Below are 14,835 nucleotides of genomic sequence, written 5' to 3' on the forward strand. Positions count from 1 at the left end.
AGGAGGGGCGCCACTAAAATAGGTTACTTAACGGTAGTTAGCTTCTTTGGGGAGTGACAGAACGTGGCCGGATCGCACGGGAGCTCAGACTTCGACCTTTACCGCCCGTCCGAGGAGCACGACATGCTCCGGGACGCCATCCGCGCCTTGGCCGAGGCCAAGATCGCCCCGCACGCCGCTGCCGTCGACGAGGAATCCCGCTTCCCCCAGGAAGCGCTGGACGCCCTCACCGCCAACGACCTGCACGCCGTCCACGTGCCCGAGGAGTACGGGGGCGCCGGCGCCGATGCGCTCGCCACCGTCATCGTCATCGAAGAGGTCGCCCGCGTCTGCGCCTCCTCCTCGCTGATCCCGGCCGTCAACAAGCTCGGCTCGCTCCCCCTGATCCTCTCCGGTTCGCAAGAACTCAAGAAGCGGTACCTCGGCCCGCTCGCCAAGGGGGACGCGATGTTCTCCTACTGCCTCTCCGAACCCGACGCGGGCTCGGACGCGGCGGGCATGAAGACCCGGGCCGTACGCGACGGGGACTCCTACGTCCTCAACGGCGTGAAGCGCTGGATCACCAACGCGGGCGTCTCCGAGTACTACACGGTCATGGCGGTCACCGACCCCGACAAGCGCTCCAAGGGCATCTCCGCCTTCGTCGTCGAGAAGTCGGACGCCGGAGTCTCCTTCGGCGCTCCGGAGAAGAAGCTCGGCATCAAGGGCTCCCCGACCCGCGAGGTCTACCTCGACAACGTCCGCATCCCCGCCGACCGCATGATCGGCGCGGAGGGCACGGGCTTCGCCACCGCGATGCAGACCCTCGACCACACCCGCATCACCATCGCCGCCCAGGCCCTGGGCATCGCCCAGGGCGCGCTCGACTACGCCAAGGGGTACGTGCAGGAGCGCAAGCAGTTCGGCAAGCCGATCGGCGACTTCCAGGGCGTCCAGTTCATGCTGGCCGACATGGCCATGAAGCTGGAGGCGGCCCGCCAACTGACCTATGCGGCGGCGGCCAAGTCCGAGCGGGTGGACGCCGACCTCACGTTCTTCGGCGCCGCGGCGAAGTGCTACGCATCGGACGCGGCCATGGACATCACCACGGACGCGGTCCAACTCCTCGGCGGCTACGGCTACACCCGCGACTACCCGGTGGAACGCATGATGCGGGACGCCAAGATCACCCAGATCTACGAGGGCACGAACCAGGTCCAGCGGATCGTGATGGCGCGGAACCTTCCGTAGGGAGGGTTCGTCCGTACGAGGGCTCAGCCCCGGCCCGATGGCCGGGGCTGACCCTTTTGTGCGCGATGCCCGGCCGGGCTCCCACGCCCTCCCGTGGGCACGGAGAGTGACTTCTCGGACGTCCGAGGCCGAAGGATCACAAGGGATGCACTTCCTCTGAGGAATCTTCATCGCTCATGCGTATGACCTCATGATTCGCACTTCGGTCCACGGTCCTCCTCCTACTCACACTCGAACGGCCGCAGCTCCAGCACAGCACGCACACGGCAATCCGTGTTCATCTGATGACACACAGGCACCATTTCGTTGGCGAAGGGTGGTAATTGGCCATGAACGGCAATGGCATCTCCCACGAACCGATGGCAACCCAGGGCGGGGCAGGCGCGCGGGAGCACCCGTACGAGCCGCGGGCGGGGGACATCGTGCGGGATGCCTGTTGCCAGCGGGTGGGGCGGGTGGCGGGGCACGTGGGGCCGGACTTTCGGGTTCGGCCGCTCAACGGCGGGCGGGAGTGGGCGGCGCGGGGCGAAGACCTCGCTCCGGCCAGGGCCTCGGACGCGATGAGTGCGGACGTCGCACAGGCCAATGCCATGAGTCGATGGGGAGCTTTGACATGACGGATCGAACGGGCCGCGAGGAGCGGCGCATGTGTGGGGCGCGGGCGGTGATGCCCCTCGGACTGGTGTCGCTCGTCCTCGACGCCATGCCCGGGGCGCGTGACCCGCTGGAGATGGAGACGCTCCTCCGCTGTCCCTTGGAGGAGCACACGACCGGCTGGCACTACGACGTCGTGTGGCAACTCGACGACCCCGACAGCGGTGACATGTGGGCGCTGTGGGCCGACGGCGACGCACCCGACTTAGTGGTCATCCAACCGGACTGCTCCGCCCGTTGCCGTACGTCCGTTCCGAACACGACCCGGGAAGCCGGCCGTTCGGGGGGCGAGAGCGAGGTGTGCGCCCTCTTCGCGCTCCATCCCGGCGGCCACAGCTTCGAGTTCACCGATCCGCAGTACGCGGACCTCAGACTGGCCGCCGCCTGCAACGAACTGCGGGCCGTGATCGCCCGACAGTCCCGATCGTCGGACGACGACCATGAGGCAGGGCCGACTTGCCGCCCGCCCGTGGAGCGTTCGGCGCGACCGGACGGCACCCGGGAGTGAGGGGCGGCACCGCGTCCACGCCCACCGCCGCACGACCGAGCGGCCGTTGAGGATCGAAAGGGACAACCACGTGCCGGACGACCGCCGCGTGGTCCGGCACGGACAAAGGCCCGCCCCTGACGGGCGGGCCTGCGAGGTGGATCGAAGGGTCAGTTGCCTGACACCGTCACCTTCTCGTCCTGCTGGATCTGCTTCACCAACTGGCTCACCTTGGCCTTGTCCCAGACGAGATTGCCGCCGCGGCTGCCGGAGATCGGCATGTTCATCGACTTCCCGTCGCCGCCGGTGACGCTCTTCATCGCGAGGAACATCTGGCTCAGGTCCCAGAGCGACATCTCCTTGTCCACGATGACCGTGTCCAGGCCCGCCCCCATCACCGGATAGAGCTTGAACGGGTTGAGGACCGTCCCCGGCGTCGCGGTCTGACTGGCGAGCGCCGCCAGGAACTTCTGCTGGTTCTTCGTACGGGCCAGATCGCCCTCGCCGAACGCGTAGCGGGTCCGTACGAACGCGAGCGCCTGTTCGCCGTCGAGGGTCTGCTTGCCCGCCTGGAAGTCCGCGCCCGACTTCTTGTCCTTGAACGCCTTCGGGATGTCCAACTCCACCCCGCCGATCGCGTCCACGATCGAAGCGAAGCCCGCGAACCCGATCTCCGCGTAGTGGTCGATCCGCAGACCGGTGTTGTGCTCGATCGTGCGCACCAGGAGTTCCGGGCCGTCCTCGGCGTACGCGGCGTTCAGCTTCACCCGCCGGCCGGTGTTCTCGAACAGCTTGCCCGACTCGGAGCCCTTGAACGAGGGGATCTCCACGTCCGAGTCACGGGGCAGGGAGATCATGGTGTTTCCGCTGGAGCACTCAGCGAGGATCATCATCGAGTCGGTGCGCTTGCCCTCGGCGGAGCCGGTGCGCAGTCGCTTCTTGTCCTCGGCCGACATTCCTTCGCGGCTGTCGGAGCCGACGATCAGATAGGTCGTGCAGTCGTTCTCCCTCGGTCTCTCGATGACCTTGGCGAGATCGACCTCGCGCTTCATCTTGGAGTCGGCCCAGAAGTAGGTGCCGATCGAGACGACGAGGAGTGAGCCGACCAGGACCAGTGACCCGATCTTTATCCTGCGCCTCCAGTCGGGCGCCGGACGCGGCGGGCCGGCGGGCGGCGGCGGAGCTCCATGGCCGCCGTAGCCGCCCTGGTTGTCGTAACCCCCCTGGTCGCCCTGTCCTCCGTAGCCGGGCTGCCCGCCCTGCTGGCCTTGACGATTCGCCCGCCCGGAGGGGGACCCGTAGACCTGGCCCGTGTTGTAGCCGCTGTCGTACGGAGCGTTATGACTGTCGTCATGTCCCTGCGACTGCTGCGGGACCGGTCGTCGCTGCACGTGGCGCATCGCGCGAGCGCCCTCGGGCTGTGCGCCCTGGCTGCCGCGTCCGTATCCTTCGGGCCAATCGTTCATGCGGGTAAGTGTGCCGGGGGTCGGGCCGGCACCAACAGGGTGGATGAGGAATCGGGCCGGGCCTGTTGCCAAGCTGATGCAATGCACCAGGAAGGTTTGCGGGCCTGGTCGCAGCACGTCGGCCGGGTGGCTCGTCTCGCTCTGCTCGCACTGCTCTCCAGCCTCACCCGCCCCAGCGGTCCACCGTACGTGGCGCCGGTCAGCCGTGCATGCGCACGTTCCGGCGGGCCACCGCCGCGAACCCGCTCCCGGCCCTGACTCGTGCGGCCCTGACTCGTGCGGTCGGGATTCGCCCGCGGAAGACCTGGTGAAACGTCCCGCTTAGGGTGGAGGCATGACGGACCAGGCCCAGCGCAACGACCCTGAGATACCGGGCAAGCCGACTTCGGCTTCCCGCACCACCCTCAGCCACATCATGACCGGCTCGGACACCAATCTCCTCGGGACCGTGCACGGCGGTGTGATCATGAAGCTCGTGGACGACGCCGCGGGCGCGGTCGCGGGGCGGCACTCGGGCGGACCCGCCGTGACGGCCTCCATGGACGAGATGGTCTTCCTGGAGCCCGTCAGGGTCGGCGATCTGGTGCATGTGAAGGCCCAGGTGAACTGGACCGGACGGTCCTCGATGGAGGTCGGGGTGCGGGTGCTGGCCGAGCGCTGGAACGAGTCGACCCCCGCCCAGCAGGTCGGCTCGGCCTATCTCGTCTTCGCCGCGGTCGACGCCGACGGCAAGCCCAGGCCCGTACCGCCCGTGGTGCCCGAGACCGAGCGGGACGACCGGCGCTACCAGGAGGCCCAGATCCGACGCACCCACCGTCTCGCCCGACGGCGAGCGATCATGGAACTCCGGGAGAAGCGGGCCGCCGACGGCATCGAGGACTGAGAGCGCACCCTGGGGCCGGGCCGGTCCCCAGGGGACTCAGGGGCAGACGACCTGATCACCGGTGACGGCCCCGAACTCACCCTGGTAGGCGTCCTGGGCCCGCACGGGCACGACGCCCTGGAAGTCCGTTCCCGCCGTCACCCTGAGCATCCGGCCCTGCCCCGGTACCGCCTGCATCCGGCATCCGGGCAGTGCCGTGGCCAGGGAGAGCGCCGAGCGGTCCCAGCGGGGATCGTAGGAGACGACCGTCTGTCGCACCTCGGGGTCGGTGGCGTTCAAAGGGGCGCGCGTGGTGTCGAAGCCCGTGGACCGCAGCGCGGCATCCACCTTCCGTCCCAGACCGTCGCCGCGCGTCCCGTTGTAGACCTGCACCTGGATCTGCTGGGGCGAGACGTCCACGAGCTTCGCTTTCGCCCCCTTCGAGCGACCGCGCGAGAGCGGCTTGTCCTCGCGGAGCATCTGGAAGAGGCGCCGGGCCTTGGTCTGGTCCCACCGCACCGCGGAGCCGACGCCCTCGATCGGACCGGTCGAGGCGATCGGCACCGACGCGAACTCCGACGAGGACGCGGAGAAACCGCGCATCGCCCGGCTGAGCGCCAGCATCTCGTCGGTGCCGAACCCCTTGTCGGCCCGTACGGAACCGAGCATCGCGGAGGTCACCTGGCGGAACTTCACCGGGTTGAAGAGCACTCCGCTGCCGGTCGCCTTCTTGATCAGGGCTGCCAGGAACCGCTGCTGGCGCTGCATCCGGCCCAGGTCGGACGCTCCGTCCACATGCCGTGAGCGCACGTACTGGAGGGCCTCGCCGCCGTCGAGCCGGTGGGAGCCGGCGGCCAGGTCGAGCCCGGTGTAGGTGTCCTTCATCGGCTGCGTGGTGCAGATGTCCACCCCGCCCATCGCATCGACCGTCTTCATAAAGCTGGTGAAGTCGACCTCCAGATAGTGATCGATCTTGACCGCGGTCATCTGCTCGACCGTCCGCACGGTCAGCGCCGGCCCGCCCTCCGCGTAGGCGGCATTGAGCTTCACCGGATGCGCACGATGGGGTCTACCGCTGTTGCGGTCCGTGTGTGCGGGGATCTCCACATAGCTGTCGCGCGGCAGGCTCACCACGCTCGCCCGCTCCCGGTCCCGTGAGATGTGGACCAGCATGATCGTGTCGGTGCAGTAGCAGGGGGCCCCACCCAGCCGGTACTTCTCCTTCTCCTCCGCGGTGATCCGGTCGCGGCCGTCGGTGCCCACGAGCAGCAGGTTCATGCCGTGCCCGGCCTCGGGCCGGTTCTTCATATCCCGGAAGGGGTCCACCCGGTTGATCCCGGTGTCCAGTCCGTTCATCAGCCCGTGCCCGACGCCGCCGGCCCCCAGCACCAACATCGAGAGCGTGGTCGCCACCCGTAGCCCCCAGCGCGGCCGGATCACCGGCCGTCTGGTCCGGGACCGGGGTCCTGGACGTGGTCGAGGACGCGGGGAAGGGGGCGGCATGGGCACGAGGGGGACACCTCCGCGGGTGGCGAGGACGGAACGTGACGGGGTGACCGGGTGATCGAGCCACGACCGGTCGGGTCGCCGAGCCCGGTATCAACGGAGGGAGCTGCGCGGACGAGGGGGACGGGAGTGGACCAGTAGGGGGAATCCAGCACACCGTAGGCCCATACGATCTGCGGTCTACAGCACCGGCTCGCCCGGCGCGCTTCCACATCCCCCATTCGCGGTAACGGGACGGACGATGAGCGCCGCGCCCCCGTCTCCGCGATGATGCCGGTCCGCAACGAGAAGCGGCAGCTGCGCAACTCGGTCCGCCACATCCTTGAGCAGGGGTACGACGGCGAAACGGAGGTGGTGATCGCGCTCGGACCTTCCACGGACCGCACCGACGGGATCGCTGCCGAACGCGTCCGTGAGGACCCCCGCGTCAGCACGGTCCCCAACCCCACCGGGCGTACGCCGGCCGTGCTCAACGCCGCCATCAAGGCGTCACATCACCCGATCGTGGTACGCGCCGACGGGCACGGGATGTTGTCGGCGAACTACATCGCCACCGCCGTGCGGCTCCTCGCCAGGAGCCGGAGACCGGAGCCCAGAACGTCGGCGGGATCATGCACGAAGAGGGGGTACGAAGAGTGGGTACGCCGAGGGCCCGGGTGCTCGGCACCCGGGCCCCACGCGTCTTCCCTAGAAGGTGTATCCCGGCTGCACCTTCATGCAGGCGCTCTCGTCGTCGCCGCGCAGCGCCTTGGCCTCGGCCGGGGTGGTGTTGTCCTTCGGGGCGTCCTTCTTCACGTACACATCACCCTCGCGCCAGTCCGCGCCCACGACCACGGTGATCCCGGTGACGTCCGTGGACTTCTTGGCCGATGTCACCGGCAGCCCCAGGGCCTTGGCGACCGCCTGAGCGTCGCCCTCCAACTCCGGGCCGCCGTACTGGACGACCGTCTGGGCCTGCGGATTCCTGGTCTGGTCGGTGTATGCGCGGGTGTAGCCCTTGCCGTGCAGCAGTTTGGAGATCTCCCCCGCCCGGCCCCGCTTGGGGGCTTGGCTGTCGGTGCCCGTGCCGTTCTGGATGCGGAGCGCCATCTCGCCCGGCGCGGCGGCGGGGTCCTGGGAGACGGGCGTCGGCGTCGGCTTCGGTGCGGTGACGCCCTTGCCGTCCAGCGGAATGTCCTCGCGGACCAGCCGGAACAACTGCTCCGCCTCGCCTGGTATGGGCTCCACCTTGCCCCGGAAGCCGGGAAGTTGCGAGTACCGGCTCGGCACCCGAGCCATGGTGATCCGGCCGGTCGGTGCGCTCTTGAGCTGATTGCCGATGTCGTAGAGCTTCTTCACCGAGTCGATGCTCTCGTCGACGGTGAGCGCCCCGATCGCCGCCTCGGCGAGCTTGCGCAGTTTGTTGGGGTCGGTGAGCTTGGTGTTGCGCCGCAACTCCCGAACCATGGAGTTCATGTACATGTGTTGGGCGCGCGTACGGGCCAGGTCGGTGCCGTCCTCGAAGCCGTAGCGCGTACGCAGCCACTGGAGGGCCTGCTCGCCCTTGACCGGGTGCGTGCCCTTGGTGAGGGTCAGGCCCGAGCCCTGCCCCCTGCTGTTGCGGGACCTGATGTTCTGGTCGACGCACACGGGTACTCCACCGATGGCGTCCGCCATGGAGACCACGCCGGCGAAGTCGATCATCATGAAGTGGTCGATGGTGATCCCGGTCAATTGGTGCCAGGTGGCCACGGTGCAGCCCGGGCCGCCACGGCCGAGCGATTCGTTCGCCGCCTTCAGCCCCGTGGCGGGATAGGCGTCGTCGGTGTCGGGGTCGACGCACCTGGGCATCTTCACCAGGGTGTCCCTGGGCATGCTGATCACCGAGATGTTCGAGCGGTCGGCCGAGAGGTGCACCAGCATCTGCACATCCGCGAGCGGCGGGCTGTTGAAGGTGTCCTTGGCGCCGCCGAGCTTCTGGTTCGCCTTGGTGTTCCGGGCGTCCGAGCCGATCAGCAGGATGTTCAGCGGGGTCTGGCCGGCGGCGTTCGCCTTGTGCTCCGGCATCTTGCCGCCGAGGGTCAGATCGTCCTTCTTCAGCTTGCCGTTGAGGTGCTCGTAATACAGGTATCCGGCCGCCGCCGTGCCGAGTATCAGCAGCGACAGCACGGCGGCCACCCAGCGCAGTGCCCTGCGTTTGCCGCTCTTTCCGCGGCGGGCGGAGGTGCCCGGCCGCCCGTGGAAGGCGTCGGAGGTGGAACCGTGTGCGTCGTGCTCGTCGTCGAGCCGCAAGCGGGCCCGACCTTCAGCGTCCCTCGGCGTACCGTCGTGCGCGTACAGACTGTCGTCCCAGCCCCGGTCGCGGGCGTGCGGGACGCTCTTCCGCGTCCCCTTTCCCCGCACGCGTTCTTGTCGCACTGGTCCCCCTGTCATGCATGGCGTATGACGAGGGAGTCCCCCGTCACTTGGCACACACCTGTTTGTCGGCTTCGACCTTCTGGACTCCGTCCGGCGTCTTCGCCGGACCGGAGACGGGCACTCCCGCGCCCTTGAAATCGGCGCCGAGGGTGAGCGTCATCGCTTCGAGCCCCTGGGCGTCCGTCGTGCCTTGCTTGAGCGCCGTGGCCGGCAGGCCCATCAGATCGGCGAGCGTACGGGCCTGGTCCGCCTGGTTCGGTGCGTACTCCAGAGTCGTCTTGGGGAGCTTCTGCGGGGCGTTGCCCTCGTTGCTGGACTTCAGGACCCGCTTCTGGTTCTGGAGCCAGTCGAGTGTGGTGCCGGCCGCTCCCTGGGTGCCGCTGCCGTTGAACACCTTCACCCGGACGTCGCCGGCCGCGGCCCTCGGGCCCTTCAGCAACTCCTGCTGCTTCTGCTTCGCTTCCTTCTCCTTCTGCTCCACCTCGGTCAGGGAGGTGTCGCTCTGGATCATCGCGAACAGCGGTCGCGCCTTGCTTTCGTCGAGCACCACGGTCGCGCCGTCGGTGTTGTCCAACACGGGGATGGTGGCGAAGGTGATGTTCTTGGGGTTCACCTTGGCCAGTTCCATGCCGAGGTCCTGGAGCTTCTTGATGCTGCCTATGCCGGTGTCGACGGTCAGGGCCTTGGTCGCCGCGTTCGCCAGGTCCCACATCTTCGTGGGGCTGGTGAGCGTGTCCCCCGACTTCATCTTGCGGATCATCGACCCCAGGAACTGCTGCTGGATCTCGATGCGGCTCAAGTCGCCGCCGTGGCCCACGGAGTGACGGGTGCGCACGAAGGCGAGGGCGTCCTCGCCCTGGAGCACGTGCTTGCCGGCGGGCAGTTTGAGTTTGGACTTCTTGTCGTCGATGTCCTTGCCGAGACACACCTCGACCCCGCCGACCGCGGTGGAGAGGGTCTTCACGGCGTTGAAGTCGGCCATCATGAAGTGGTCGACCTCAATGCCGGTGAGTTCCTTGACGGTCCGCATAGTGCAGCCCGGGTCCCGCTCCGACTGCCCCAGACTCTCGTTGAACCGGGTCCTGTTGGTGCCCGGAATGGTCTTGGTGCCGTCGGCCGTCTTGGTCTCGCACGCCGGAATGTCGGTGATCAGGTCCCGGGGGATGGAGAGCGCGGTGGCGTTCGTGCGGTCCTTGGAGACGTGGAAGAGGATCGTGGTGTCCGCGTGCCCGGGGCTGTTGCGGTCGCCGTAGGACTGATTGCCCGCGCCGGTCCGCTTGTCGGTGCCGATGACCAGGATGTTGACGGCCTGGTCCTTCTTGAACCCCCCGCTGCCCGCACCCTTGACGTCGATGGTGTTGAGGTTGCCGTCCAACTTGGAGTACACGAGGTAGACCCCGGCACCGCCCGCGACGACGGCGAAGGCCAGGACCCCGCCCGTCCACATCAGGGCCTTCTTCTTCCCCGACTTTTGCTGCTTGCGCTTGCGACGACCGGCGGCGGCTTCCGCGCCGCCCGAGGCGTCGACCGAACGCCGCGAACGCTGCGGGGGCACCTCGCGCCCAGGGGTCGCCGTCTTGCGTCCCCCGCCTGACCTGCGGCCTTCAGCGGTACGAGGCCCCGGCGTGCGGGAGGCGGAACGACCGCCGCGGTCCGACGGGGGCTTCGATCTGCCGCCGGTCGAGGGTGCAGCCGACGACTGCGCTGAGGATTGGTCCAATCGCAGTTCGTAATTGCCGGTCTGCGGGTTGAGTACCCACTGGTCGGCGGGGTCGATCTCGTCCGCCCGTCCACGGCTCTGCGCATCCACGGTTGTCTGAATCCTCCGTCGCTGCCACGCGAAGCGCCTCCCCCCCGAACGGCGCTCGTCTCTCGATCCAGCAGTGCTCTACGACGCGGGGCCGGAGTACCGGATCGCGCCACACTATCCGCCCAGTTCAGCGCGGGTCGACGCCCGTGACAAATTCCACGCTGCTTACAACCGGGCAATCCACCCAATCCACATAGAGAGTGGGGCAGGGTTTGGTCATTGCTTTACCCGCACAGGCCCTCCGCCGCGTTTGTGCCGGTGAAACTGGGGCTCGGTGTCGGGCTCGCCGAGGTCGTTCCATCCGACTTCCGGCTCACCTTGTCTTTCTTGTCGCTCTCGTCCCGGCTGCCACGGGGAAGCACCGTGATGGGGGTGTCTTCCCGTAGCTTCTTGAAGAGCTGTCGGGCATCTGGTTGTACTAGTTCGTCCCGATTCCGATTGGCTGAATAAGGCTGTCGGGGAACGGTGAGGAACTGGACTTTTTCGGTCGGAATGCTCTGTACCGACTGGGCGAGGTCATAGAGGTCCTTCAAGGAGTCCAGACCGGGGTCCGTGGTCAGCGACTTGGTCGCCGCGTCCAGTACCGGATAGAGCTTGGTCAGATTCAGCAGCACCCCGTTGCTCTTGACCTTCTTGACCAGGGAGCCCAGGAATTGCTGCTGACGTTCCATGCGTTCGGTGTCACTGCCGTCGCCCAGCGTCTTGCGCGCCCGGACGAAACCGAGCGCCTCCTCGCCGTCGAGCGTCTGGTGCCCGGAGGGAAGCTTCAAACGGGCGGCCTCGTCGTCGATGGGCTCCTTGAGGCACACCTCGACGCCGTCGACCGCGTCGACCATCTTCTTGAAGCCGCGGAAGTCCACCACGATGTGGTGGTCCATCCGCACCCCCGTCATCAGTTCCACCGTACGGATCGAACAGGCCGCGCCGCCGAACATGAAGGCCCAGTTGAACTGGGCGAACTGCTTGCGCGTGCGTGAACCGTCGGGCTTGCGGCAACTCGGGATCGTCACCATCAGGTCGCGGGGGATGGACATGGCCGTCGCGCTCTGCCGGTTCGCCGCGATGTGAAGCAGGATCGCGGTGTCCGCGCGCTGGCTGCCGCCCTCGTCGCGGCCGTACTTGCTGTTGCCCTTGCCGGCACGGGTGTCGGAACCGAGCAGCAGGATGTTCTGCGCGTCGAGCACCAGCGGCGTGGGCCGCTCCTTCTCGTACGTGCGCAGTTCGGCGGCGGCCGTGGTGTCGGTGGTGATGTTGGCGTCCAGCTTGGTGTAGAACCACCAGGCCACCCCGGAGGCCGCGAGGACGACGACGGACGTGCCGAGTGCCACCCAACGCAACCAGATGCGCTTGCGCTTGGGGGGCGATGTTCCCTCGCCGCCGGGGTGATCGGGCACTGCGGCCGTGTCGGGTGCCACCTTGGGCTCCACTGCCAGCAGGGCGGCCGGTGCCTCGGCGCTTTCGGTCGACTCCTCGTCGGCGCCCTGGTCAGCCGGGGTTTCCCCCGTAGCGGCCGGGGCGGCGCCCTGCTGGTCCGGCTCTGCGTCGGAGGCGGAATCCTGCTCGGCGTCAGCGTCAGCGTCAGCGTCAGTGTCGGCTGCGAGGCCGGGAGCGGTGTCGGGTGCGGTGTCAGTGGCGGTGTCGGCGGCGGGAGGCTCGGTTTCGGGACCGTCCTCCTCCGCCCGGCCGTCGGTCGGTGCATCAGCGTCGTCGTGTGGCCCGGGCGTCGGATCGGTCGGCGTCTGCGCCGTGGACTCGCCCGGCGGCGGGGAGCCCTTGCCGGCCGCAGCGGAGCCGTTCTCCGCATCTGTCGCGCGCTCGGCATCGGCGTCAGGGGCCTGACCGTCCGATCCGGTCGGCGTGCCGGCACTGTCGGTCACGTCTGCGTCCATCCTTCATGGCGTCGGCGGCGCGCTGGACCGTCGATCGCAGGACTAGACGGCTGAACCTCGCGCATGGTTGTGCGTTGAGAGTTGCGTTTCGCCGATCATCTACCGGAGTTGGGGGCACGGGCCGAGGGACCCGGCCCGGATGGGGGCCACATGGGTGACCCCCCAGGGGTTGTCATACCGCAGTGTCGGTGATGCGTTCGCTGTCGATCCGCTGGGTGAGACCGTCCTGGGGCAGTTGGTCCAGATGGCGGCACAACACCACCGAGCCACCGACCGCAAGGGGAGCGTAGAGCCCCGCCGACAGGCCGGCCCAATCGCCGTACCCCAGACCGGACAGCAGTCGGGAGCCGCTCTTCAGTCCCAGCGACTCCGCGTCGGCGCGTGCGCGTTCCACCACCTGCGCACCGGTCAGCTCGATCCCCTCCGCACTGACGGCCAGCGCCGGACCGGTCGGGTCGACGGGAGCGTACGGAGCGAAGCGGTCGCCCTGCGACGGCACCTCCACCGCGTAGTCCGAGAAGCCCGTCGGGGTCTGCGGGAAACGCCCGCCCAGCGGTCGCAGCGCGAGGGCCACCCGTTCGCCGGAACAGGCCCGTGCCTCCTCCAGGGTGTCCGGTCCGCTGACCACGAGATCCGCCCGCGAGGGGTCCCCGCCCACGTCGACCAATACGCCGACGGACGAACACGCCAGCAGCCAGACGGCACTCTGCCAGTGCGCGGGCAGCAGCAGTGCGAGTCGGTCACCCGGCTCGGCGGCGAGGTCGCCCTGAAGCAGATTCGCCGTCTTCGCCACCCAATTGGCGAAGGTGGCAACGGACAATTCGACGCGCTCACCGGTGGCATCGTCGTAGAACGTGACCAAGGGACGAGTGGGGTCCGCGGCGAGCGCGGATCGCAGCAGGTCGGCAGGGGTAAGGTCGCTGGCATTCATCGCGGCCAGCCTACGCGCAGGGTTCGATGGCCGAACCGCCGTACCGGTGACGGCGTACTCCGGTTGGACCGACGAGCCGTCAGTTTCCCAACGGGCGAGCTCGGGCAGTGCGGACCACGATCTTCCGTATGCGTGGATTCCTGGCTTCCCCGATCGGTGTCGCGGCCTCAGCCGCGCTCGTCCTTCCGCTTTCGCTCGCACTGGCCGTGCCCGCTCTGGCCGCGCCGCCCCCACCTCCGTCGTCACCGGCTCAGGCCGACGCCCCAGCGGGTCGATCCGCCCTCGAACCGACCCCGAACCCGCCCGGCTCGACCCGCTCCCTGCGCCTGGACCCCACGGCGAACCGGTCCCTGGCACCCACCGGGGAACGAGGGCTGCGCACCGTGGGCATCGGCCCGTTCTCGCTGGTCGGAGTGGTGTGGAAGGACCCGGCCGCCGAACTCGCGGGCACCGTCGAGGTCCGTACGAGAACGCTCGCCACCGGCCGTTGGTCGCCCTGGCAGGGTGTGGAGGCGCACACTCACGAACACGGCGCCGACCCCGACACGTCCGAGGCCAGATCGGAGCGCACCCGAGGGGCCACCGCTCCGCTGTGGGTGGGAGCCTCCGACGGCGTCGAGGTACGGGTCCGTCCCGACGCCCCGCACGCGAAGGCACTGCCCGACGGACTGCAACTCGAACTCGTCGATCCCGGCGCCGACCCGCAGGTGTCGGGCACCGACCAACCGGGCGTCGGCAGGTCCAAGGATGAACCCGGCGTCGTCGTCCCTGGAGTCGTCTTGCCGGGCGCCACCTACCTGCCGGACCTCACGGATGTGTGGAACCTCGTGGGCAAGCCCGCCGGGTTGGGCGCCGCTCAACCCCCGCAAACCTCCCAGCCCGCACCGAAGGCGGAAGCCGCAGCCGCTTCGTACATCGGGCCCCGTCCGAAGATCATCACCCGTAAGGGCTGGGGAGCGGACGAATCGCTCCGGGAGAAGAAGTTCGCCTACACATCGACGGTCAAAGCCGCATTCGTCCACCACAGCGCCACAGGCAACAGTTACACCTGCAAGCAGGCACCATCCGTTCTCCGCAGTATCTACCGCTACCACGTTGTGAGCAGTGGATGGCGGGACTTCGGCTACAACTTCGCCATCGACAAGTGCGGAACCATCTACGAAGGACGCGCAGGAGGCGTGACCAAAGCGGTGCTCGGGGCACACACGCTCGGTTTCAACAGCAACAGCATGGGAATCGCCCTGCTCGGCACATACAGTCACACCAATCCGCCCGCGGCAGCCGTGACCGCGGTCGCCAGGCTGACCGCCTGGAAACTCGGGCTGTTCAAGCGCAACCCGAAGGGCAAGGTGACGCTGACTTCAGGGGGGAGCGGCAAGCACGCCAAGGGCAAGAAGGTCAGCTTCAACGTGATCGCCGGGCACCGGAACGCCTTCGCCACCGACTGCCCGGGCGCCCGCCTCTACAGCAAGCTCGGCGCCATCCGGACCGCCTCCGCTGGCTATCAGGGACGCGAGTAATCCGGAAACGTACCAACCACGGCATATCCACTGCATAGACTTGCCGGTCTCGAACGAGTGACCACTCCGGCCTTGAAACAGGA

Annotated in this window: 10 protein-coding genes and 1 pseudogene; 5 read left to right on the forward strand and 6 right to left on the reverse strand. The window is 68.2% G+C overall.

What is annotated here, in order from left to right; translation table 11 throughout:
* Window positions 1-63: 63 nt before the first annotated feature.
* Both ABZ348_RS23135 and ABZ348_RS23140 read left to right on the forward strand, forming a co-directional pair.
* Window positions 64-1,230, forward strand: a complete 1,167-nt coding sequence (locus ABZ348_RS23135; protein ID WP_358935921.1) for an acyl-CoA dehydrogenase family protein — start codon at window positions 64-66, stop codon at window positions 1,228-1,230.
* A gap of 613 nt (window positions 1,231-1,843) precedes the next feature.
* A complete protein-coding gene (locus ABZ348_RS23140) occupies window positions 1,844-2,392 on the forward strand; it encodes a hypothetical protein (protein WP_358935923.1) in 549 nt (182 codons plus the stop codon).
* A 149-nt stretch (window positions 2,393-2,541) separates the two neighbouring features.
* On the opposite strand, the gene ABZ348_RS23145 is transcribed toward ABZ348_RS23140, so the two are convergent.
* Window positions 2,542-3,837 (reverse strand): LCP family protein, encoded by a 1,296-nt coding sequence (locus tag ABZ348_RS23145; RefSeq protein ID WP_358935924.1) that lies wholly within the window; start codon window positions 3,835-3,837, stop codon window positions 2,542-2,544.
* Between the two features lie 334 nt (window positions 3,838-4,171).
* On the opposite strand from ABZ348_RS23145, the gene ABZ348_RS23150 reads away from it, so the two are divergent.
* A complete protein-coding gene (locus ABZ348_RS23150; protein ID WP_358935926.1) occupies window positions 4,172-4,720 on the forward strand; it encodes an acyl-CoA thioesterase in 549 nt (182 codons plus the stop codon).
* A 36-nt stretch (window positions 4,721-4,756) separates the two neighbouring features.
* Here the strand turns inward: ABZ348_RS23150 and ABZ348_RS23155 are convergent, their stop codons facing one another.
* On the reverse strand, window positions 4,757-6,202 hold the full coding sequence (locus ABZ348_RS23155) for an LCP family protein (protein ID WP_358935981.1): 1,446 nt from the start codon (window positions 6,200-6,202) through the stop codon (window positions 4,757-4,759).
* 273 nt (window positions 6,203-6,475) lie between these two features.
* Here ABZ348_RS23155 and ABZ348_RS23160 point away from each other — a divergent pair.
* A pseudogene (locus ABZ348_RS23160) lies at window positions 6,476-6,721 on the forward strand (glycosyltransferase); the annotation flags it as partial.
* Between the two features lie 171 nt (window positions 6,722-6,892).
* Here ABZ348_RS23160 and ABZ348_RS23165 read toward each other — a convergent pair.
* The 4 genes from ABZ348_RS23165 to ABZ348_RS23180 all read right to left on the reverse strand — a co-directional run bounded on the left by ABZ348_RS23165 (window position 6,893) and on the right by ABZ348_RS23180 (window position 13,232).
* Window positions 6,893-8,602 carry an LCP family protein gene (locus tag ABZ348_RS23165; RefSeq protein WP_358935928.1) on the reverse strand — a complete coding sequence of 570 codons (1,710 nt, stop codon included), beginning with the start codon at window positions 8,600-8,602 and terminating at the stop codon, window positions 6,893-6,895.
* A 43-nt stretch (window positions 8,603-8,645) separates the two neighbouring features.
* Complete coding sequence (locus tag ABZ348_RS23170; RefSeq protein WP_358935930.1) at window positions 8,646-10,412, reverse strand: LCP family protein; 1,767 nt, start codon at window positions 10,410-10,412, stop codon at window positions 8,646-8,648.
* A gap of 224 nt (window positions 10,413-10,636) precedes the next feature.
* Window positions 10,637-12,301 (reverse strand): LCP family protein, encoded by a 1,665-nt coding sequence (locus ABZ348_RS23175; RefSeq protein WP_358935931.1) that lies wholly within the window; start codon window positions 12,299-12,301, stop codon window positions 10,637-10,639.
* A 172-nt stretch (window positions 12,302-12,473) separates the two neighbouring features.
* Complete coding sequence (locus ABZ348_RS23180) at window positions 12,474-13,232, reverse strand: TIGR03089 family protein (RefSeq protein WP_358935933.1); 759 nt, start codon at window positions 13,230-13,232, stop codon at window positions 12,474-12,476.
* 128 nt (window positions 13,233-13,360) lie between these two features.
* Between ABZ348_RS23180 and ABZ348_RS23185 the strand changes: the two genes are divergently transcribed.
* A complete protein-coding gene (locus ABZ348_RS23185) occupies window positions 13,361-14,752 on the forward strand; it encodes a peptidoglycan recognition protein (RefSeq protein WP_358935935.1) in 1,392 nt (463 codons plus the stop codon).
* Window positions 14,753-14,835 lie beyond the last annotated feature (83 nt).

Origin of the sequence: Streptomyces sp. NPDC005963 (genome assembly GCF_040638655.1) — a bacterium.
Lineage (GTDB): Bacteria > Actinomycetota > Actinomycetes > Streptomycetales > Streptomycetaceae > Streptomyces.